The following is a 21,207-nucleotide window of genomic DNA, read 5'->3' on the forward strand; positions in this document are numbered from 1 at the left end:
AAAAAAACGGCCCGTCGGGTGACGGGCCGCTGTAACGAACGGATAGTGTTTGCTCTGCTACTTATCCGCGCACGCGTGGCTCGCCCCGACCCAGATGGCCGTGAAAATGATGCGAGTGGCGATGCGTGCGTGAACCGAGCATGGAGTGGATCATAAGGTGGTTCAGCAGCAGGCGCAACTACGACCGCGTCTTGTTGTGTCGCCACGCACGCTGAGCCTGGTGTTTCTTGCCCTTCAGTGCTCCCAACGCGATGATTCTTTGATCGCACGAATGGCGCATCGTGGTAGTAGTCGTCCTCGATGGAGCACCCATGCAGACCATGTCATCGCCGGAATCCTCAAACACTGCTCGGTTTTTTGCGGCATGTGACGCGGGCGATCTTGCAGCGCTGCGCGTGATGCTCGAGGGCGAACCGGCGCTCGTGCGCGCGAGCGACCCGCGAAGCCCGCATGCGGGTTGGACCTGTTTGCATTCCGCGGCCAAAGGCGTGCGCGTGGACGCCGTTCGCCTACTGCTCGATCGCGGCGCTGACCCGAATGCGCGAGAGATTGGCGACAACACATCTCCACTATTCTGGGCGGCGGCGACGGGTGAGCCCGCGACCGTTCGCGCGCTCTTGGATGCAGGCGCCGATGCGTCGGCCACGGGCGACGTGCACGAGCTCGAGGTAATCGGGTGGGGATCGTTCTACCATCATCCCACCGAGGAGGGTGTTCGCCTCAGTGAGCGGCGGCGTGAAATGCTTGCGCTGCTAATCGAACGTGGCGCCAAGCATCACATCTTCTCGGCGATGGCTGTCGGGGATCTCGATCTCATTCGAGACGTCGTGAAGCAGCAGCCCGACGCGCTCGATCGGCGAACGTCGCCGTTCGAGGGTGGTCAGACGCCGGTGCACTTTGCCATGCAGCGCAAGCGGTACGACGTCCTAAGTGTACTCATCGAGCTCGGGGCCGATCTGAATGCGCGCGACGCCAACGGTCATACAGCGATGGAGCTCGCCATGCTACAGGGCGATCGCGACGCGATGACGAGGCTCGCTGCGGCGGGAGCGGAACAGCCGCAATTCTCGCCATCGCGGGATTCGGCGTCGACGATCGCCGGCCTGGCCGGTTCCGTGAAGAAGAGCGTTCCCATGATCACGGTTCCAGACGTTGCGCGTGCGCTCGACTGGTACACGTCGATTGGATTTCGGGAACTGCAGCGCTACGCCGACGACGGTGTCGTCAATTTCGGCATGGTCGCACTCGGCGCGGCTGAATTGATGATCAACATGAACGGAACCTCGGGCCCGCACGACGTGAGCCTTTGGTTCTATACCGATCAGGTCGATCGCATCTACGAAGCGCTCAAAGCTCGGCAGTTCGAATACGCGCGTTCTGTCCTCGCGGGGAGCGCCGATGATTCTCGACGCGTCGAGTTCGAGCAGGACATCGACGACATGTTCTACGGTGCGCGGCAGTTCTGTGTTCGCGATCTCGACGGTTACAGTCTGTACTTCATTCAAACCGTCGACGAGCCCGGTTAGCGCGGAGCGCAGTGCTTGCAGTGGATGGAAGCGGTTGGTGGCACGACGACGCCCCGCGCTCACGACGGAATGCAGAACGCTGAACAACAGTCAGTCGCAACAACGTCGGTGGCCCCGCGGGCTTGGCTTCCTCTCGGGTTCGTCATCGGTGCACTCGTTCTGCTCCTCGCAACGCCGTTCGTTACGAACCGCAGGTTGACTCACATTCGCGCCGACCTCGTCGATGTCGTTGGCGAGGCGCGCGTCGCCGCGAGCGAATTCGAGGGCGCGTTCGCGGAGGAACTCGTCATTGCCAGCGCGGGTCCACCCGGTCCGCTTGCCCCGGATGACCTCACTCGCGATCGCGCGATCGAACGAGAGCGCGCGGCGGCGCGCGTGCTCGATTCACTGGTGCAGCGCGTTGGCGGAAAGGCGCTGGAGTTATTCGCCGCTCTCAAAGGCGCCGAAGGGCAGTGGCGAGCATTGAATCCTCCGGGGGGCGTGCTTGCTCTCTCGGACGCCGGACGGGATCGCCGCGCGGTCGTGGGGCGCGCCGTGATCGACGCCGCCGAGTCACTCGATCAGTATTTCGTCACGGAGTCGAATCGCGGCCGCGACGAAGTGCGTCGCCTGGAACGCATCGATGCTCTCGTCTCGATTGGCTTGGCGAGCATCGCATTGATTGCCATGACGATCGTGGTCACGCTCGAGCGAAAGGTCCGGGCGTTCGCCGCCGACGCCGATGACCGGGCTCGCAAGCTCGAACGATCCATCGAACTCCGCGCCAGCCTCATCACCGGCGTCGTTCACGACGTGAAGAATCCGCTTGGGGCAGCCGCCGGCTACGCCGAGCTTCTGGAGGAGGGCGTGGCAGGCCCGATGAATGACCAGCAGGCCGAGATGGTCGGTCGATTCAAACGATTGATCGCCACCGCGCAGCAGACGGTCGCGGAGCTAGTGGACCTCGCTCGTGTGGACGCCGACGAGTACACGATCGATCTTCGCGACACGAACCTCGTAACCGCGCTTCGCCGCATCGTGGACGACCATCAGGCCCAGGCAGAGCGAAGATCAATGCAGTTGACGTTCAGTCCACCTGCCGACGCCCTGTGGCTCAGAACGGACGCAATACGAGTCCGCCACGTCATCGAGAATCTCCTTTCGAATGCTCTCAAGTACACGCCCGACGGCGGCACCGTAAATGTCGCTCTGCGTATCGAGGAGAATCCGCAGCGCCACGCGTGCATCAGCGTCCGCGACAGCGGCCCGGGTATTCCGCACGAGCTGCGCGACCGGATCTTCGACCCGTTCTATCGCATCCCGTCGTCGGAGCACAAGGCTCAGGGCAGCGGCCTTGGACTCGCCATCAGTCGCCGAATTGCCGGCTTGCTCGGTGGCGCGCTCACCGTTGCCGATGCGCCCGGAGGCGGGTCGGATTTTGTTCTGACGCTTCCAATGGATCAGGAGGGGTCAGCGACCACGCAATCCTAAAAGCATGTGAAGACATTTCGATCGAATGCCGTGAGTCTTTACTGACGAGCTCGACGCGTGATGCTGGGCGCGGTGGCACTCGAATCGCCTGTGGAAATGGAGTCGACATTCCCTTTCACCAGGCGAGTTACCCATGGCGGCTCCGGCCCTTCGATCAATGGTTCGCAACGCGGTTCCGGTGCGCCGGCCGCGCGTGGTGCGTCGTTCCTCCGCTGAGATCGCGCGCGAGTACGGACCGCTGCTCGCTTTTCTCGGCGTCACCGCCGCTGCTGCTGCCTATGGTGCGCGATTCAATCCGAGTTCGGAGCATCGCATGACGCAGCTCTGGTATGCGACACGACGCAAATCGCGGCTGAATCCACCGCCGGAGGTATTTGCGCCGGTCTGGTCGACCTTGTACACGTTGATTGCCGTCGCCGGTTGGCGCGTGTATCGGGCGCCGCGGAGTCGTGCGCGAACCCGCGCACTCGCGCTCTGGGGTGCGCAGCTCGCCTTCAACGCCGCGTGGACGCCACTGTTCTTCGGCCAGCGCCGGCCGAAGGCTGCGCTCGCCGATCTTGGCGCGATGTTCACGGCGACTGCGGGCTTCGCGGCAACAGCTCGCGAGGTGGATCCGATCGCATCGCGACTCATGCTGCCGTACCTCGGATGGACGGCATTCGCGGGGTACCTCAACGCTGTCGTCGCGCGCGGGTAGCGACGACGACAAGAGCACCCGCTGTCTTACTAGTCGGCCCTGAGTGTGACACCTGGGTCCACTGCCGCTGCGCGCCTTGCAGGGATATAGCTCGCTGCCGCCGCGACGAACATCAATAGCATCGTTGCCCCAACGGTGCTCGCCGCATCCCTCGGTGCTACGCCATATATGAGAGTGCTCATGGCGCCCGCCGTGGCGACGGCGAGCAGCAGCCCAACGGCCGAGCCGGCGATTGCCATGGATGTGCCTTGCCACACAACGAGCCGGGTGACATCGCGGCGGGTCGCTCCAAGTGCGACGCGGATCCCGAACTCGCGCATGCGGTGCGTGACGCCATAGGCAACTACGCCATAGATCCCAACCGCGGCGAGCAGCAGTGCGATGCCGCCGAAGCCAATCATCAAGAGCGTGGTCAACCGCCGTTGCGCGAGCGAACTATCAACGATGTCCGACATAGTGCGAACGTCGAAGACGGACTGCTCCGAGTCGATAGAGCGAATCGCCTGGATCATGGGAACCGACAGCGCGCGCAAATCACCCGCGCTCTTGACCGCGAGCACCGCGCGGATCTGCGTCCACTGACCGTAGCTCCAGTACACCTGGGGCCGAGGATCGATCTCCACGCCCACCGTGTGCAGATGCGCGACGACGCCAACGATTGTTGTCCACCTTCCGTCTGGTCCGCGAAAGCGTTTGCCGATTGCGGTTTGGCCTGGCCAGAGGGTTCGCGCTATTCGCTCGTCAACAATACCGACCGGCGGCGACGACGCATCGTCGTGCTCGGTGAACATTCGGCCGGCGAGCAGTCCGATCCCGAGCGTCGCGAAGTAGTCTGGCGTGATCGTTCTCGAATCAACGTCCGTCGACTCTTCGGGTGTGCCGACGGGGTTCTCGAAGTGCACGGGATTCGTTTGTGCGCCCGAGAGTGGAATGCGATTCACGATGGCCGCACTGGTCACCCCAGGCACGGCGCGCACGGCTTCGACGAGCCTCGCGTAGTAGTCGGCGACGGCTTGATCCGATTCGTGCTTGCTGCGCGATACCTCGAGCGACATCGTCGTCACATGCTGGGGTTTGAAGCCAAGCTCTACGCGCCCTACCTGAATTGCGCTCTGAATGAGCAGGCTCGCACCCACGAGCAGTGGAAGCGCGAAAGCGATCTGAATCGCGACGCCGGCTCGGCGTGCGAGCGTCCGGCCGCGCCCAGATGTCGACGACCGGCCGCCATCCTTCGTGATGGTCGTGAAGTCCGAACGTCCCGCCTGAAGCGCCGGCGCGATACTCGCGGCAATGCCAGTGAGCACGAGTAGCAGCAGTGAAAAGGCGACGACAGGCAAACTGATCGAGATACTTTCGATGCGAGGCAACCCTGGCGGGGCGGCCGCGACGAATTCGTGCACCGCCCACTGTGCGACGAGAATGCCGAGCCCTCCACCTGCGACTAGCACCGGGGCCGCTTCGGCGATCGCCTGCGAGATGAGGCGAGCGCGTGACGCGCCAAGGGCGAGTCGAATGGCGAACTCACCGCTGCGTGCAGTCGCGCGCGCGCCGAACAGGTTCGACAGATTCACGCAGGCGATGAGCAGCAGAAGCGAGACAGCTCCCAGCAGCAGTTGCAACGCGGGGCGCACGTCTCGCACAGCGTCGTCGAGCATCGCGTCGACTGAGAAACCAGCGCCAGCATTCCAGCGATGCTCGTTTCCGAGTCGCTTGGCCAGCGCGGCGGCTTCGCGGCGCGCCTGCCCGGGTGTCGCGCGCGGGTCGAGTCGAGCCACGACGCGATAGTTGTTGATCGTCTCGCGTGTCAGTTCGCCTGGTTCGAGTACGGCTGGCACCCACGCTTCGAGATTCGTCACCGGATACTGAATCTCTGGCGGCATCACACCAATCACAGTGTGCGGCGATCCATTGAGCTGAATCGAGCGGCCAATGATCGCGCGATCGGCATTGAATCGTCCTCGCCACAGCGCGTCGCTCAGGATTACGACGTGCTCACGACCAGGTTGGTCTTCATCCTTCGCGAATGCGCGGCCGAGCATGGGCGAAACGCCGAGCACTGAGAACAGATTCGGCGAAACGCGCGCGCCGAGGAGGCGTCGTGGCTCGCCGTCGCCAACGAGATTGAGATTCGTGCTGCTGCGCACTACAGCGACGTCATCGAACACGCCGTGCAGCGCACGCAGTTCGGCCGCGTCGGCGGCGCTCGGATAGGAGCGGCCGTTGGTACGCTGGAGCCAGATGCTGACGAGTCGCTCGGGCTCGCGGTATGGAAGCGGTCGAAGCAGCACGCCGTAAACGACGCTGAAGATTGCCGTCGCGGCGCCGATTCCAAGCGCAACGATCGCAACGGCGGTAATTCCGAAGATGGGTGCTTTGGCGAGTAAACGTGCTCCGAGGCGGACGTCGCGAACGAGCTGACGCACACCGGCGCCAGGGCGATCGTCGCGTGAGAGTTCGTGCGTTGCGTCGATGTTGCCGAAGGTCAGTCGCGCAGCTCGCCGTGCCGCGACGGGCGACATTCCGCGCGCCACGTTCGCCTCTGTCTCACGTTCGACGTGAAAGCGCATCTCATCAGCGAGGTCGGCGTCGATGATGTTGCTGCGGAACACTGAACGGAAGATCGCGATGGCTTGATAGATGACTCGCATAGCGCGTCTCCTCGCTTAGGCTGTTCGCATGACGAGTGAGATTGCCGCCGACAGTCGTTCCCAATCGGAGCGCTCCTGTTCGAGGCGGCGACGACCCGGCGCCGTGAGTTTATAGAAGCGGGCGCGTCGATTGCTCTCGGATACGCCCCAGTCTGCGGTGATCCAGCCCTGGCGTTCGAGTCGCTGTAGGGCAGGGTAGAGCGATCCTTGATTGACCTGCAACACCTCGTTGGAGAGCTGCTGGATTCGCTGCGCGATTGCCCAGCCGTGCAGCTTCTCGCTCGCAATGGTGCGCAGGATCAGCAGGTCGAGCGTGCCTTGGACGAGGTCAGTCGGTTTCGTCATGGTTCGCCTTGGTTATCTACACGAGAGAATGGTCGCCGTGTTGTAGATAAGCAAGGGGAGTGGTGCGGTCCGGCCCATCGCCGCTGCGCACCGGCGCGCGAGCTTGCTCGGACGGGTGTTCGGCTGCATACTCGCGCGGAGCGGTCCCAACCCAAGACCACACTCGACGGAGTCTTCTAGTGGACGAGCTGACCCGACTCTTCAGCGCTTACGATCGCGCCGCGATTTCGCGTCGCCAACTCTTTCAGGCACTCGGTATCGCCGCGGTGTCGATGCCACTCGCCCGTGCGCTCGGACAGGGAGCCTGCGCCGGCCGCGACCGCGACTCGACGGCCGCATGCAACAAGACGCCATTCAAGGCGCCCTTCGAGGCGACGGGATGGAAGACAGTCCTGCTTGATCACTTCAATATGCAGGTCACCGATCCCGAGCGCGAAGCAGCGTTCTACGCCGCGTTTCTCGGCTGGAAGGTGCGCAGCAACGATGGCAACGTGATCGACATGGACATCGGCGACTGGGGTGGGGTGAAGATTCGCGGCGGCTATGTGAATCGTGGCGGCGGTCGCGGTGGCAATCGCGGCGGTGGTGCCGGTGGCGCAGGCGGCGGCCGAGGCGGCGCAGGTGGTGACAGCGCGGCAGCGCGTGGCGGGCGTGGCGGCGGAGCGGGCGGTGTCAGACCCGCCGGCGATACCGCCGCGACTCGCTTTCCACCTCCGTGCAACACGCCGCGCGCCGAAGGTGTGGCGAACGGTGGCGCCGTGTGGGATGGCTTCTGCTGGGGCATCACACCCTGGGATACGAACAAGGTCGAAGCAGCTCTCAAGGCACGTGGCCTCAATCCGGTTGCGGACCACAACGGCAACGACTTCCGCAGCTTTCACGTGAAGGACCCCGACGGGATGGACGTGCAGATCAGCAACGGCAACAAGCAGAATCGTCGTCGTACGCCGGCGAACGGAAAGCTGAACGTCGCGCTGCCGTTCGAATCGACCGGTTGGAAGACGATGTATCTCGATCACATCTCGTATCGCTGCACGAGCTATAAAGAAACAGTCGCCTTCTACGAAGCCCTCCTCGGCTGGCGCGGACTTGGCGACGAGGGAAGTCAGAACGAGACCGAGATTTCTCCGGAGATTGGCGGCTTACTGATTCGTGGCGGCAATGCCACGTCGCCAACCTTCGCGATGCCGCCCGTGCGCAGCGCATCGATGGATCACATCTCGTTCGGCATCTCGCCGTTCGATCCCGACGTCGTTGCGGCGGAACTGTGCAAGCGCGGACTCCAGGCGCAGGTCGACACGGGCGCAATCGCGTCATCGCCGGCGATCGAGAAAGACATTCACACGGCGACATACAAGAGTTATCACACGCGGACGCCAAACAATTTCAACTTGCAGTTCAGTTCGAAGATCTCTGCGACGATGAAGACGGGTCCCGCGGATCTCGATTTCGATTTCTAGCATGACGGTTCGACAGGGACCGTCGAGTCAATCGGACCGCGTCATCGTCATTCGAAGACCGGGCGCGAGCGCGTTGCGGCGCGCTCGCGTGCCGCCCGGATTTATGATGAACTGAAGGTCCGGCTGCACCGAGAGCCAGTTGCCGAATTGGGCAGCGTACGTCAACTCGATTGCCGTTTCTCCCGCGGCGGTCAAACCATTCGCCGACTGTTGACGCACGAAGTGTGAACCATTCTGCGCGGCGGCAAAGGCTAGCCCAAGCTCGTCCTGCGCCCGTTTCGGGAACGGAGCCGTCACCGTCACTCCGCCGCCTGCGTAGCCGCCGATCTGATTGACCCGCGGATCGCCGAGTCCGAGTTGCACAAACGCGGTGACGAGGGTCGAGCCTCCAGGTGGTGCGCGCCAGACTGTCTGATCCGCGACTACGTACGCTCCCGCGCTTCCATGATGTTGAACGAGAGCGCCAGTCGGCAGCGTGTCGACGAGGTCGGGAAACCGAGCCGTGTAGTACCACGCGCCGAGTGCGACCTTGCCCGAGTATGGACGTGGCGCCCCTCGCCCGATCTGGAAACGTCGGTGACGTGGCACTGCCGTCGTGTCTGGGCGTGCGAGCAGCGCAAACTCTCCAACGAGCAACGCGCCATCGCCTCGCGCGAATAGGTGAATGCCACCACCGGGCCGATCGACCGGTACGCCATCGAGCACCGCGGCATGGACGACGGTATTGAGCGATGGTTTGACGTCGACGCGCGCCGCCGCGGAGGTGAAGGGAAAGATCGACGGGCCTTCGATGCCGCTCAGTCCAAACTCCGGGCCGATCCCCAGCGAACTATTGACGAAGAGATTTCCTGATTCGGTGAAATAGAACTCGGTGCTCAGGTCGTACCGTCCGACGAGTAACGACACGTGATTGCCGAGCATGTTCTGCTGCAGCCATGCCTCTTCGAGACGCAGGCCGGGAGGCGCCTGCAGATTAGACAGTCCTTGTACGTCGCCGACGAGACCGCTCGGTGCTCCGCCGTTCGTGCCGAGCGCAAAGACGAATACGCGCGCACCGCGCCATCCAACGAGTTGACGAAGTCGGAGTGTGAGTTGCAGGGCGCCGGCGCCGGCGAACACGGTACCACGTTGGACGCCGCCCGCGACGTCGTTCACGAGCTCGCCTGTGTATGAGTACATCGTCGAGAGCGTGCGCGGCGTGCTATCCGTCGTAGCCGCTTGAGGCAGGGCTGCCGCGATCTCAGGCGTCGCTGCCGACGCGGCCAATGCCGCGCTTGCCCAGAGCACGCCACGTATAGCGGCGCGACTACATCGTCCCATGCGAGTGCCGAGGTCTCACGCGTCGACTCGAGGCACACGTCAGGCCATGGTTTGCCGAGCTCGCGTGGGCCGTGAGAGTTCTCGGCAGCGGTCAAAAGTCCGCGCCGAAACCAAACGTCTATCCATACGTAATCGAATCCTAACTTTGATTCTCTGCATCTCGCACGTAGATAGTAGTCCCGCTACTTACGTCGCGTTCGGTCCACTTTGACGTGGCCAAATTGCGACGGGGCCTCCTTATCCCGATCGCTCATGCGTGCAGTCGCCGCTCTCCGCGCCGTCGTCGCCGCAGTCTGCGCATTGACCTGCGTCGTCTCGTCAGCTCGTGCCCAAACGCCATCGCCCGAAATACTTTCGGGCACAGTGAAGTCGGATAGTGGCGTTTTTATTGGTAATGCCTCCATCACCGTCACTCCCGCCGGGGCCGGCTTCAGCGCTGCGGTAACGGTTCGCTCGAACGCTGCGGGCCGTTGGACTGCGTCGATACCGAATCGCGCCGCTGAGTACTTCGTCACGGTCAGCGCGATCGGTTGGATTCAGCAACGCACCACGGCAAAATCTGCTGGTGCGAATTCCACCACGCCGATCGTGGTCGATGTCGTCCTCAAGAAAGCTCCTGTCGTCCTGGGAACCGTCCGTGTCACGGAGACAAAACGCCAGCCTCCACCGCGAGATCAGTTGATCGGCGCGGACGTCGCACAGACGGAGAAGGGAATCCTCGCCAGCTCAGAGGTGTTCGCCGTCGCCGATCAGGGCGATCTGCTCGGGATGATCTCGCAGGTTCCTGGCATCACGATCACGAATGATCCGTCGGGCGGACTGCCCGGCTTCTCTGTCCTCGGACTTTCGAGCGCGCAGAACAGCGTCACGCTCAACGGGCTCGCATTCGGCGGGGGCGACGTACCCCGCGACATCATCGGGGCCGTCCGAGTGAGTGCGTCCACCTACGACGTTTCGCGCGGCGGTTTCAGCGGCGCGCAGCTTTCCGTCACGCAGGCGCCGGGCAATAACTTCGTCAATCAAATCGTGCACGTGACCCTCGATGCGCCGGGACTTCAGGCGACCGACCGCATCGGACGACAGCTCGGCCAGCAATACACCAACGCCATTCTGAGCGGCGGGTTCAGCGGGCCGATCGTGTTCGACCGAGTGTTCTACAACGTGTCGGTGCAGGGCGGGCGACGATATAGCGATCTGTCATCGCTGCTCACCGGGGATCCCGCTACGCTCGCCGGACTGGGCATCTCTCGCGACTCGGTGTCGGCGCTCACCACCGCCGCGTCGGCGCGCGGAATTCCGGTCAACGCGCTCGGCATTCCCGATCGGCGGCAGACGGATCAGACGTCGATGCTCGCGCGCTTCGATTGGACGCCGACTCAGAATGCGATCGGCAACATCACGACGTCGCTCCGTCACAGTAAATCGCTCGCGTCGTTCGTTTCTCCCACCGCACTCCCTGGACATGGCGGCGACCTGACTCGGAATGGCGGCGACATTACCGGAGAGTTTTCAGCGTTCTTTCATACTGTCATTCTCAACGATACCAGAATCGGCGCGCACACCGACGCGACCGACGCTACGCCATACACTCGCCTCCCCGATGCTCGTGTGCTCGTCACGTCGCAACTCGCCGACGGCTCGACTGGACTCGCATCGCTCGTGTTCGGCGGAAATTCAGGGCTGCCACGCACGACACGGACATCGGGCGCCGAGCTGTTCAACCAGACGTCGTGGAACTCGGCAAACAATCGACACCGCTGGCGCCTGACGGCGAATGCTCGCCTCGACCGATTGACGCAGACCGAGGGCGGCAACGCGCTCGGGACCTTCGTCTACAACTCGATCGCCGACGTCCAAGCGAATCGCGCGTCGTCGTTCTCGCGCTCCTTCGCCTCGCACGACATGGTCGCCGACGTCCAAACCGGATCGCTCGCGCTCGGCGATCAGTGGCGCGCCGGCGATCGAGTGAACGTCACCTACGGCTTGCGCCTCGACGCAAACGCCATCGGCAACTCGCTCGCCTACAATCACGCGGTCGACAGCGTCTTCGGCCTGCGCACCGATCGCGCGCCGCGCGAAGCAGTTGTGAGCCCGCGCGCGAGCTTCTCGTGGGGCTTTGGCAACAACGGTACAACGGGTATCCCAGGCTTCGGTGCACCGTGGGGCTTCTTGAGCGGTGGGATCGGCGAGTTCCGAAACGATCTGCGTCCCGGACTCATCGCGCCTGTCGTGACGAACACCGGGCTTCCTGATGCCTTGACCCAGATTCTCTGCGTTGGATCGGCCGTGCCTGTGCCTGACTTCTCGACGTACATGACGAACGAAGGAGCGATCCCCACGACCTGCGCCGCCGGATCGCAGTCGGCGTTCGTCAGCAACCGTCCGAATGTCTGGGCAATCGATCCGAGCTTTCAGTCGCAGCGGAGCTGGCGCGGAAATCTTACGTTGCGCGGCCCGTTCATCACGAAGCTCTTCCGCTTCTCCGCGGATGCGACGTACTCGCTCAATCTCCACCAGCAGTCGCCGGTCGACGTGAACTTCAATGGCATTCAGCGCATCACGCTCGGTGCCGAAGGTGGACGCCCGATGTATGCGCAGCCGACGAGTATCGTCCCGACGAGTGGCGCAGTGACGAATGCCGACTCGCGTGTCGCAGCGCTCTTTGGAAATGTGAATGCGCTTCGCTCCGACCTCGAATCGCGGGCCGCGCAGTATACGTTCACCCTCCAGCCGATCGGCTTCAGCACGATCAATACGCGCTGGACCCTGAGCTATGTCTACTCGGACCTCCGCGAGCAGACGCGCGGCTTTGGCGCGACCACGGCCGGCAACCCGAACGCGGTGGAATGGTCGCGTGGCTCGATCGGGAGCAAGCATGCGGTGAACATCAACCTGTACACTCGCATCAGCGACCTCTTCTCCCTCGCGCTCACTGGGCGTGCACAGTCGGGTGTGCCGTTCACGCCAGTCGTTGCCGGAGATGTGAACGGCGACGGGCTGTCGAACGATCGGGCGTTCATTTTCCGCCCGTCTGGCGGCGACGCGGCAGTGTCGTCGGGGATGAGTACACTCTTATCGACCGCGTCGTCGCGCGTGAAGCGCTGCCTGACGAATCAGTTTGGAACGATCGCGGGCCGCAACTCCTGCGAAGGCCCGTGGACGGCAACCGCCGCCGCAACGGTGACGCTCAACCCCGAGAAGCTCGGGTGGGACAACCGTACGACGTTGTCGCTCAACATTTCCAATCCATTCGCTGGCGTCGACGAGCTACTGCACGGCGTGAATCACATGCAGGGTTGGGGACAGCCAGCGACGCCCGATCCCACACTGCTGCGCGTGCGCGGGTTCGATCCGGTGTCGAGTACCTTCAAATACGAAGTGAACCAGCGCTTCGGTGACACGCGTTTCGCGAGCTCTTCGTTGCGGCTTCCCTTCATCCTCAGCCTCGAAGCGAAGGTGCGCCTCGGCGGCGACGTAGATCATCAGGGTTTGGCGAACATCATTCTCCCCGGACGCAGTCGTCGCGGCGAGAAGCGGAGTGCGCAGCAGATCAGACAGCAGCTCCTGCAGTCTGTGTTCAATCCCCTTCAGGGCATCCTTCAGGTGAAGGATTCGCTGAGCATTCTGAGCCAACAGCAGATCGACCGACTGACGCAGCTCCAGCGTCGCCTCTTGATGAAGCAGGATTCGATCTGGGCGCCGGTAGTGGCGTATCTCGCTCCGCTGCCAAACACCGTCGACATGGACGAAGCGGTGGAGAGGGTCCGCCCGGCGCGGCAGGCGGCGTTCGATGCGATGGTCGATGCGATGACCGAGGTGTTGAAGATTCTCACACCAGAGCAGATCGCCGACTTCCCGCCCGCGTTGAGGTCGTCGTTCGATATCGAGAGTCTGAAGGTGCAGCGGCCGACGAGGGGGTTCTTCCCAGCGTACTAAGAAGAACCGAAGGGCAGGGATCGCTGGACGCAAAACCACGCGATCGTTTGCCCGTGGCGCGGGATTTCCCTCCTTGCGTGGCCAACGGCAACAACGCGCTTGGCCACGCCGGTGTCCTCACGATCGGTGTCTCCTCCCGATCAGCCCAAGCGCAACCCGGTCCGTGACGATGACGATCGCGGAGTCCGGCGTTACACGCTTGGTCTCATGGAGACACACATGCGCATTGCAGCGCTTACCGTCTTGGTCGGAACCCTTTGTCTCGCAGCCTGCGACGACACGAACAACGTCGTTACCGTTCCCGCATCTGCCGCCGACACATTCATCCTTCAGACGGTGAATGGCCGAGTGTTGCCGGCCACGATCGCCGATTCCATCAGTCCGCCGGTCAGAATCGACGTGCTATCCGGCGCCATCTTTCTCACGACGACAAACGGATTCACCGATGTCACCACGTTCCGCCGAACGGTCAACACACCGCTCGATCAGCCAACCGTAGGCACCGCGGCCGTCACGACACCGACGGTGACGTGCTCCGGAACGTTTTCTGTCGTCGGAAACGTATTCACTTTCGTCGAGTCCGTCTCCGCGCCGCAGTGCGGCCGCACATTCACGGGCGTCCTGAACGGTGCGACGTTGAGCACGTCAGTCCTCGGCATACCGGCGGTGTTCAGCAGAGAGTGAATTGAGAGAACGCTATCAAGCGCGCGATATTCTTTACGTCCAAACACAACGAGGCAGGTCGCTTAGGCGCCTTGCCTCGTTTTTGCGCGCGAGTGCTCGTTGGAGTTCTCGCATCATCGAGCGTCGTTACGGTATGTCCCAACGCTGCTTCGCAACAGCGCCTGATCGGTGGGAGGCAGATGATTCGGGAAGGCTCGCTGGGTTACGGGTGTTTTCGGGCCTCTAGAAGGGCCTGCCCGTTTCGCGGACCGGCCTTCGGTCGTCCTACCAGACGCGATCATTGCGGGGACGCTGGTCTTCCCGAGGCATCGTGCCATATGGCAACGCGCCGTTGCGCTGACCATTCGATAAAAACAATGGTTTTGCACCACTCGATCCGATAATTAGGGGACGAGGCATTTCGGCGAGGCATTACGGCACGGTATGCATATGGCTGACACCAAAGCGTTGTTTACCCAGCGGTTCGATGCAGCGCGCGCGGCATTGACCAAGGGGGACGAGCTCGCCGCCGCCGAGTCCCTTCACTCGGCGATAGTCGTGGCGCGCAGCGATCCCAGCCTCCGGCGGGAGCTCGCGTCCACCCTCTTCCATCTCGGAAAGCTCTCGCGGAGGTTCGGTCGGGCAGGCGAAGCGGAAGCAGAGCCCCTCCTCACCGAAGCACTCGCGATCAGCGAAGAGCTGTTCGGCAGCGAGCATGCGGCGCTCGCGCCGCTTCTGAACGAGTTGAGCCGGCTACACCTCCGGCGGTCGCAACACGCGCGCGCCGAGGAAGTCCTCCAACGTTTGCTCGAGATCGCACGGAGGAAGGGCGAGGAGAACGCCGATGTCGCCACCGCACTCGCTGGCCTCGGCGATGTGAAGCGCAAAATCGGTGATGACGTCGCGGCGGAAGCACTGTACAGAGATGCGTTGCGCATTCGAGAGAAGGTGCTCGAGCCGAGTCACATGGTGACCGTCGTCACACTCGAGCAACTCTCGCAAACGTGCGCGGCGCGTGGCAACTTCGCCGAATCGTTGGCGCTGCTTCGGCGCGCCCTCGCAACACGCGAGGTCGTGTTGGGGCCTGGCCATGCAAGCGCGCAGGCCGCGCGGGCGCGCGTGGCCGAGCTCGAGTTGCAGGTCGCCGTCGCGGCCGACACGGCGGCAGCTACTGCTGCCAAGGCCACCCGGGGGGCAATCCCCACTCCGGCCTGGTTCAAGCAGGTCCCGGATTCGGCGGCCAATACGCCATCGACCGCGGTGCCGTCGCCGATCAATTCGCCGAAGCTCGAAATCCTCGGCGCGCCAGAGCCGCGGGCACCTCGCCCAACTGCTCTCCCTTCGCGCGACCGTATGAAGACGCCAGCGGTTACGGCCGCGGTGGCGGCCGCCTCGTTGATGGCATCGCCGCTACAGACGCCCTCCGTTTCCCAGATCGCCATCTCTCAGCGAGAGAGCGCTCATCCATCCGGGAGCGTCGCCAGTCGTGAATCGACCATCGCGCATCGCGATGGCGTTCTCGCGGATGTCGCCTATAGTGCTGTCACGAGTGCCGATGCGGCGCTTGGTGATTTGCGATCGACGATCGCACCGGCACACGCCGATTTGCCGGAGCCGGTGCGCAAGAGACGAACGGTGCTGTACGCCTCAGTCGGGGCGGCCGCGGCTGCGATCGTGGGGCTGCTCATACTGCGCCCGGTCGCCGGTGGTGGCAGCAACCCCGCCTCCACTAAGACGGGCGCTGCGCAGCTCACCACTACGGCCGGCGCTCCTGTCGTCACTGCACCGGGGACGATGACCGGATCCCTCGCGACCGGCGCGGCAGCCCTAGCCGGTGCCAAGCGCGCCGACTCGAGCCGCCCCGCGAGTGCGACGCCCTCGGCTACCGCTCCGGTGGCCCAGGCAGAGAAGCGCGCGCCGGACGGCGCTGCACCTGAGCTCCGCCTGCCGCGCGTCGAGATTCACCTGAATCCCATAAACGTCGCAGTCCCGAGCGTCTCGGCGGCTCCTAGCTCCGACTCGATCGTACCTTCGCCGCCGGAGCGGCCGCGTGCGTCCGACACCGGTCGGGCTGCAACGAGCGATCGAGTCTCAGTCCCCGCGTCGGCGGCGGATGTCGATGTGGTGCTTATTCCCCCCAAGATTGTCGGACGCGCGCCGGAGCCACGCTTCCCCGACGCGCTCCGCTCGAGACAACGCGAAGGACAGGTCGTTGTGCGCTTCTTGGTGAACGACCGCGGGAGTGTCGACGTCGGGAGCATCGTCGTGGAGCGATCGGATCACGACTTGTTCACGGCTGCCGTGCGCGAGATTCTGCCTCGCTTTCGCTTCGAGCCAGCCCGTACGCCCGCACCGGAATCGAAGCCGGTTGCCACGTGGGTGAGCCTGCCCTTTCTGTTCACGACGAAGAAATAAGGCGGGCTTTGGTGGGTCATCTTACGCGAACGGCCGCCTCGATGGGCGGCCGTTCGCAATTTCTGTCGGTGATGACCCGGGTGGGGCACGATCCCACGACCTACGGATTAAAAGTCCGTTGCTCTACCAGCTGAGCTACCGGGTCGACGTCAGATCAAACTTCGCTACCTGGAACCACTTGGACAACTCTTTCGGCGAACGTCGCGTCGTGCTCAGTCCGACGGCGCCTGACCCGGCTCTTCCCCAACGAAGGCCGGCTTCACCGTAACCGCGATCAACGCTCCGCCATCACGCGGGGTTACGGACCACGCGAGCGGCTCGCCGTCCCACCAAACGCCGCTATTCGGCGCAAGAGCGTGTTCGTTCGCGCTCCACGCTCCCTGAGCGGCGAACAACACGCCCGCACCGCACTCGCCAAGCAACTCGGCTTCACGAATGACTCGAACGTCGGCGCGCATCGCGGAGCGTCGCGTCATGACGTTGAAGTCGGTCGACGTTCCATTCAATAGTCGGGCGGAAATCGGTTCGTCGCCAGAAAACGAGAAAGGCACGAGCGGTGTATCGAGACGGTGGTCGACCGACTCCATGTCCACCCCGCCGCCGTCGAGCAGCACGATCACGCGATCCACGCCGGCGAAGCGCGAGAAATCGCCGTCGGCCGAAATCTCAGCGATGCTCACGCGCCAATCGAACGACTCCATGTCCGCGCCGAGCGGCACGCGGACAATCTCGCGCGTCACGCCGCCGCCGTTCTTCCAAGGTGTCGCAACGAGATGCGCCCTGTCGAATCGCTCGACGCGCTCATCGTGCATGAGTATTCCGGCATGTCATCGCGCTCTACGCTCCTCGAGCCATTCGAGCAGCCGAGTAGTCGGCCAACAGTTGATTACGCGCTCGCTCGGGATGCCAGCGAGTCGCGCATGGGCTATCGCGATCTCTGCGTGGCGCAATTCCCACCGCGAATGCGCATCGCTGTCGAGTGCGAAGAGACATCCTGCGTCCTTCGCGCGAGTCAGCATCGTGAAGTCCAGGTCCTGTCGCATCGGATCGCCGTCGACCTCGATCGCGATGCCGGCGCGCGCCACGGCACCGAAGATCTCGTCCCAGTTTGCGCGCACACCCGCGCGCGACCCGAACACGCGGCCGCGCGGATGTGCGAGAATGTGAACTCCCGGAGTTTCGACGGCCGTGATCATGCGCCGCGTTTGGTCGTCTGCCGACCGAAGATCCGAGTGCGGTGCGGCCAGCACGAGTTCGAGCCGTGACAGCTCCGCCGAGGTCATGTCGACGGAACCATCAGGTCGAATGTTCGCCTCGATGCCCTTGATCAGCCGAAAGCGTCCTTCGTACTTCGCGTTCAGGGCGTCGATCTCCTGATGTTGCCTCTCGACGGTCGCCATCGACATACCGCTGGCGATCGCCAAGCCCTGTGAGTGATCGGTGACGCCGCTGAACTCGTATCCACGCGCGATGCACGCTTCCACGATCTCTTCGAGCGTCTGCGTGCCATCGCTGAACGTCGAGTGCATCTGGAGATCGCCGCGATATTCGTCGACCAGTGGACCGCCGAGTGTCGCGTCGCGCAGCACTCCGCGAACACGCGACCAACTCATGAAGTTCTCGCGAAGCCCGCGTCGCTTGAGCACGTTCGATGCTTTGGCGCTTTCGCCAACCATTTGCTCGGCGGTCGCCGATTCGCCGGTGCGCAACACCTCGAGGATGACGCGCTCCGACTTTGGTCCGATGTTCGGAATCTTTCGCAGCGAGCCGTCGGCTTGAGCGAACGATTCGATCGGGTCGTCCAACCCAAGCACCGTTTTGGCGGCGCGCTCGTAACCCATCGCGCTCTGCTTCGATGCGTGCGACGCGGCGAGGTCGAGCAGCAGCGCCCCGATGATGATGTTGGTGTCGGGCTCGTCCCAGTTCAATTGCTTAGCCGCCGGCACATGTGAGTCATGACGAATATTGCCCGTGCGATGCGCAATCGACCAGACGGCGATTCACGAGCGCCACCACGCAACAAGGCCCGCGCAGAGTTCGCGCGGGCCTCGTTGACGTCTTACGGTTGAACACTCTTCGGCGGCGGACCGCCCTGGATCAGCCAGTAGTCGAACCACTGACGAATGCGTCCAAGTCGATCGACGAGCAGCCACGGCTCTCCCGACCGTGACAGTTCGTGCGTCGACCGCGGATAGCGGACGAATTCCGCCGGAACGCCCTGCGAGCGAAGGGCCGTATACCACAGGTCGGCGTTGCCCATTGGCGTCCGGAAGTCGTCTTCGGACTGAACCATGAGCGTGGGCGTCTTCACATTTTTCACATGGCGGATTGGCGACAGCGAGTCGTACATCGCCTGGTTCTCCCACGGACGGCCGAAGAACTCGCCATTCGTCAAACCCTGTGCGTCCGACGCGCCCCACCAATACGTCCAGTCACTGATCATACGATCGGTCTCGGCGGCCTTGAATCGATTCGTCTTGGTCTCGATCCACGCCGTCATGTAGCCGCCATACGAACCGCCGGTCACGCCCATCTTGGTCGAGTCGACATCGGGCCGTGCCGCTGCCCAGTCGACGCCCTTCATCAAGTCGATGTAATCCTTGCCGCCCCAATCTCCGCGGCTCGCGTTGGTGAATGCGCCGTTGGTACCGCTCGATCCGCGAGGATTCGTGAACAGCACGAATACGCCGCCGCCCGCGAGACTCTGGAATTCGTCGAACCAGCCTTCACCGTACGCCGAGTGCGGGCCGCCGTGGATGTACAACACCACTGGATACTTCTTGCCGGGCTGGTAGCCGTACGGCTTCATCAGCCAGCCTTCGATCTCCAGGTTGTCCACCGACTTGTACGTGAACCGCTCGGCGTCGGAGAATGCGACTTCCTTCTGCAGCTCATCGTTGAAGGTCGTGAGCTTTTTCTCATTCTGGCCGTTGATGTCGGACACGTAGTACTCGGCGAGATGCGACACGTCGCTCGACGTGTACACCATCTTCGTCATCGCCTTGTCGACGAGGATGCCTGTCACTTCACGACGACCGCCGAGGACCGCGGAGATCTGTTTCGTCGCCGGGTCGATCTGCCAGAGACCGCGCGAGCCACCCGTGCTGGTGGTCATGCGGATCTTGCCATCCTTGAACCACTCGATCTGGCCCGGCTCGTACTTCCACGCGCCGAGGATGTCGACTGCTTTGCCGCCGTCGACCGACGCGAGGAGAAGACGCGAGCTGCTGAACTGTCCCGGACGTCCGACAAACGCGAGCTGCTTGCTGTCGGCAGACCAGATGATGTTCGACTCGCCGCCGAAGTATTCGATCTTCTTCGGCTTGCACGACGCAGCGTTGCCCGCTTCGCAGTCGGCGACGGGAAGGATAAAGAGATCGGTGTCGTTGCGATCCGACTCGTCGCGTGCGCGATTGAACGGCAGCTTGGCGAGGGAATCGCGTTCACGCGCGACGAGCGAATCCGAACGAAGCTTGGCGTCGGCAAGGAATACGACCCATTTGCCGTCGGGCGATACGCTCGGCGCGCTGTGCGTGTAGTTCGTGTTCGTAATCTGCTTTCGCTCGCCAGCGCCGCGCTGAATGAAAAGCTGAACGGGCGCGGTTCCGGCGGGCGGAAGGAAGGCTCCACGACCGCCGCGACCACCGGGTGCTGCGGTGGAATCCGGGTCTGCGCCGCCGCGACCACCGCGACCGGTGCTGGCAACAAAGCCTGCGTCGTTCGAGCGCGTGCGCTCGTCGATGAAATGACGACCGTCGAATCGCGCCGGGTTGAGTGGCTTGGTGATCGAACCCTGCGGCGGACGAGCCAACGGACCCATCTTGCTGTACGGATCATTCGGGTTCGCCGCGAGTTCGACTCCGCCGTTCGCACCGCGCCCAGCACGACCGCCGGCTCCAGGCGCGCCTCGACCTGCTGCGCCGCCCCCGGCCGTGATCGTGAAGCTCTTGTCGCTCGGCTGTGCACCAGCGCCGCCGCCGAAACCACCGCGTCCACCACCTGCGCCGCCGCGTCCACCGCGACCCGCTGCGCCCGCACCACCGGGTGCCTCGACGGGGAACGCTTCACCGCCTTCGTCCATACGGACTGCCCATGTCGTTCCCTTGCTGCCCGGACGCGTCGACGTGAAGTACAACGTCTTGCCGTCATCGGACCAGCGTGGAGCAGTGCTCTCGAATGCCGGCGCCGTCATGCGCCGCGACGGTCCGCCCGACACGGCCTGAATCCACACCTCGGTGTGGCGAGCGTTCTTGTCCTCGAGTACCGTGGTCACGGTGAACGCGAGGGTGTTGCCGTCTGGGGACAGGGTTCCGCCGCCGACGCGTGCGATGCGGTACCAGTCCTCGGGATTGAATGCACGACCGCTCCCCTGAGCGCCAAGCGATGCGGCGCCAAGGAGGAGAATCGTGCAAGCGCGGAACATCGAAGTCTGCATGATGGGATCTCCGGATCTATTGGGAGAGTGGGATGTCTGATTTACGTGGCAAGCTGGCCCATCGCTGAGACGGATCAAGAGCCCGCCACCGCGAGTTGGGAACGGCGAAATGCGGCAACGGATTTGCGGAAACGACGGCGCCGCGAGAAAGAAAAATCGAAAAAAGACGAGTGCGGTCGTCTACGAACGACGGAAGAATTTACAGAGCAAAAAATGCTGCCGAACGGGACCAGAAACTGTTCCGAAAGGCCGATTGTGCGCGCGACGGTGCGACGCAATGTTGTCAGACCGA

Annotated in this window: 13 protein-coding genes and 1 tRNA gene; 7 read left to right on the forward strand and 7 right to left on the reverse strand. The window is 63.4% G+C overall.

Annotated features, from left to right (window positions below):
- Positions 1 to 311: 311 nt before the first annotated feature.
- The 3 genes from AC6H4Z_RS08480 to AC6H4Z_RS08490 all read left to right on the forward strand — a co-directional run bounded on the left by AC6H4Z_RS08480 (position 312) and on the right by AC6H4Z_RS08490 (position 3,693).
- Positions 312 to 1,526, forward strand: coding sequence for an ankyrin repeat domain-containing protein (locus AC6H4Z_RS08480; protein ID WP_497546320.1), 1,215 nt, complete (start codon positions 312 to 314; stop codon positions 1,524 to 1,526).
- A 69-nt stretch (positions 1,527 to 1,595) separates the two neighbouring features.
- On the forward strand, positions 1,596 to 2,996 hold the full coding sequence (locus AC6H4Z_RS08485) for a sensor histidine kinase (RefSeq protein ID WP_497546321.1): 1,401 nt from the start codon (positions 1,596 to 1,598) through the stop codon (positions 2,994 to 2,996).
- Positions 2,997 to 3,153: 157 nt separating this feature from the next.
- The gene (locus AC6H4Z_RS08490) at positions 3,154 to 3,693 is read left to right on the forward strand and encodes a TspO/MBR family protein (protein WP_497546322.1); all 540 of its coding nucleotides are present in this window, start codon (positions 3,154 to 3,156) and stop codon (positions 3,691 to 3,693) included.
- 29 nt (positions 3,694 to 3,722) lie between these two features.
- On the opposite strand, the gene AC6H4Z_RS08495 is transcribed toward AC6H4Z_RS08490, so the two are convergent.
- Both AC6H4Z_RS08495 and AC6H4Z_RS08500 read right to left on the reverse strand, forming a co-directional pair.
- Complete coding sequence (locus AC6H4Z_RS08495; RefSeq protein ID WP_497546323.1) at positions 3,723 to 6,341, reverse strand: ABC transporter permease; 2,619 nt, start codon at positions 6,339 to 6,341, stop codon at positions 3,723 to 3,725.
- A gap of 15 nt (positions 6,342 to 6,356) precedes the next feature.
- Entirely contained in the window at positions 6,357 to 6,686 is a 330-nt protein-coding gene (locus tag AC6H4Z_RS08500) for a PadR family transcriptional regulator (protein WP_497546324.1), read from the reverse strand.
- Positions 6,687 to 6,865: 179 nt separating this feature from the next.
- Between AC6H4Z_RS08500 and AC6H4Z_RS08505 the strand changes: the two genes are divergently transcribed.
- Positions 6,866 to 8,146, forward strand: coding sequence for a hypothetical protein (locus AC6H4Z_RS08505; protein WP_497546325.1), 1,281 nt, complete (start codon positions 6,866 to 6,868; stop codon positions 8,144 to 8,146).
- A gap of 27 nt (positions 8,147 to 8,173) precedes the next feature.
- On the opposite strand, the gene AC6H4Z_RS08510 is transcribed toward AC6H4Z_RS08505, so the two are convergent.
- Entirely contained in the window at positions 8,174 to 9,433 is a 1,260-nt protein-coding gene (locus AC6H4Z_RS08510) for a carbohydrate porin (protein WP_497546326.1), read from the reverse strand.
- Between the two features lie 285 nt (positions 9,434 to 9,718).
- Between AC6H4Z_RS08510 and AC6H4Z_RS08515 the strand changes: the two genes are divergently transcribed.
- From AC6H4Z_RS08515 to AC6H4Z_RS08525, 3 genes are all read left to right on the forward strand, one after another.
- Positions 9,719 to 13,402, forward strand: a complete 3,684-nt coding sequence (locus AC6H4Z_RS08515; RefSeq protein WP_497546327.1) for a hypothetical protein — start codon at positions 9,719 to 9,721, stop codon at positions 13,400 to 13,402.
- A 219-nt stretch (positions 13,403 to 13,621) separates the two neighbouring features.
- Positions 13,622 to 14,086 (forward strand): hypothetical protein, encoded by a 465-nt coding sequence (locus tag AC6H4Z_RS08520; protein ID WP_497546328.1) that lies wholly within the window; start codon positions 13,622 to 13,624, stop codon positions 14,084 to 14,086.
- A 429-nt stretch (positions 14,087 to 14,515) separates the two neighbouring features.
- Positions 14,516 to 16,480: a TonB family protein gene (locus AC6H4Z_RS08525; RefSeq protein ID WP_497546329.1), complete on the forward strand. Its 1,965-nt coding sequence runs from the start codon at positions 14,516 to 14,518 to the stop codon at positions 16,478 to 16,480.
- Between the two features lie 72 nt (positions 16,481 to 16,552).
- Here AC6H4Z_RS08525 and AC6H4Z_RS08530 read toward each other — a convergent pair.
- The 4 genes from AC6H4Z_RS08530 to AC6H4Z_RS08545 form a co-directional block, all read right to left on the reverse strand.
- Positions 16,553 to 16,625, reverse strand: a tRNA-Lys gene (locus AC6H4Z_RS08530).
- Positions 16,626 to 16,692: 67 nt separating this feature from the next.
- Positions 16,693 to 17,292: a HutD/Ves family protein gene (locus AC6H4Z_RS08535; protein ID WP_497546330.1), complete on the reverse strand. Its 600-nt coding sequence runs from the start codon at positions 17,290 to 17,292 to the stop codon at positions 16,693 to 16,695.
- A 15-nt stretch (positions 17,293 to 17,307) separates the two neighbouring features.
- On the reverse strand, positions 17,308 to 18,426 hold the full coding sequence (locus AC6H4Z_RS08540) for a PHP domain-containing protein (RefSeq protein ID WP_497546331.1): 1,119 nt from the start codon (positions 18,424 to 18,426) through the stop codon (positions 17,308 to 17,310).
- Between the two features lie 113 nt (positions 18,427 to 18,539).
- Positions 18,540 to 20,915, reverse strand: a complete 2,376-nt coding sequence (locus tag AC6H4Z_RS08545; RefSeq protein WP_497546332.1) for a S9 family peptidase — start codon at positions 20,913 to 20,915, stop codon at positions 18,540 to 18,542.
- Positions 20,916 to 21,207 lie beyond the last annotated feature (292 nt).

Source organism: Leucogemmata humicola, from assembly GCF_055379415.1.

Excerpts from the sequence above, each read along its gene's own strand:
- AC6H4Z_RS08480 (WP_497546320.1), top strand. The coding sequence starts at position 312 with ATGCAGACCATGTCATCGCCGGAATCCTCAAACACTGCTCGGTTTTTT.
- AC6H4Z_RS08485 (WP_497546321.1), top strand. The coding sequence starts at position 1,596 with ATGCAGAACGCTGAACAACAGTCAGTCGCAACAACGTCGGTGGCCCCG.
- AC6H4Z_RS08490 (WP_497546322.1), top strand. The coding sequence starts at position 3,154 with ATGGTTCGCAACGCGGTTCCGGTGCGCCGGCCGCGCGTGGTGCGTCGT.
- AC6H4Z_RS08495 (WP_497546323.1), bottom strand. The coding sequence starts at position 6,341 with ATGCGAGTCATCTATCAAGCCATCGCGATCTTCCGTTCAGTGTTCCGC.
- AC6H4Z_RS08500 (WP_497546324.1), bottom strand. The coding sequence starts at position 6,686 with ATGACGAAACCGACTGACCTCGTCCAAGGCACGCTCGACCTGCTGATC.
- AC6H4Z_RS08515 (WP_497546327.1), top strand. The coding sequence starts at position 9,719 with ATGCGTGCAGTCGCCGCTCTCCGCGCCGTCGTCGCCGCAGTCTGCGCA.
- AC6H4Z_RS08520 (WP_497546328.1), top strand. The coding sequence starts at position 13,622 with ATGCGCATTGCAGCGCTTACCGTCTTGGTCGGAACCCTTTGTCTCGCA.
- AC6H4Z_RS08525 (WP_497546329.1), top strand. The coding sequence starts at position 14,516 with ATGGCTGACACCAAAGCGTTGTTTACCCAGCGGTTCGATGCAGCGCGC.
- AC6H4Z_RS08535 (WP_497546330.1), bottom strand. The coding sequence starts at position 17,292 with ATGCACGATGAGCGCGTCGAGCGATTCGACAGGGCGCATCTCGTTGCG.
- AC6H4Z_RS08545 (WP_497546332.1), bottom strand. The coding sequence starts at position 20,915 with ATGCAGACTTCGATGTTCCGCGCTTGCACGATTCTCCTCCTTGGCGCC.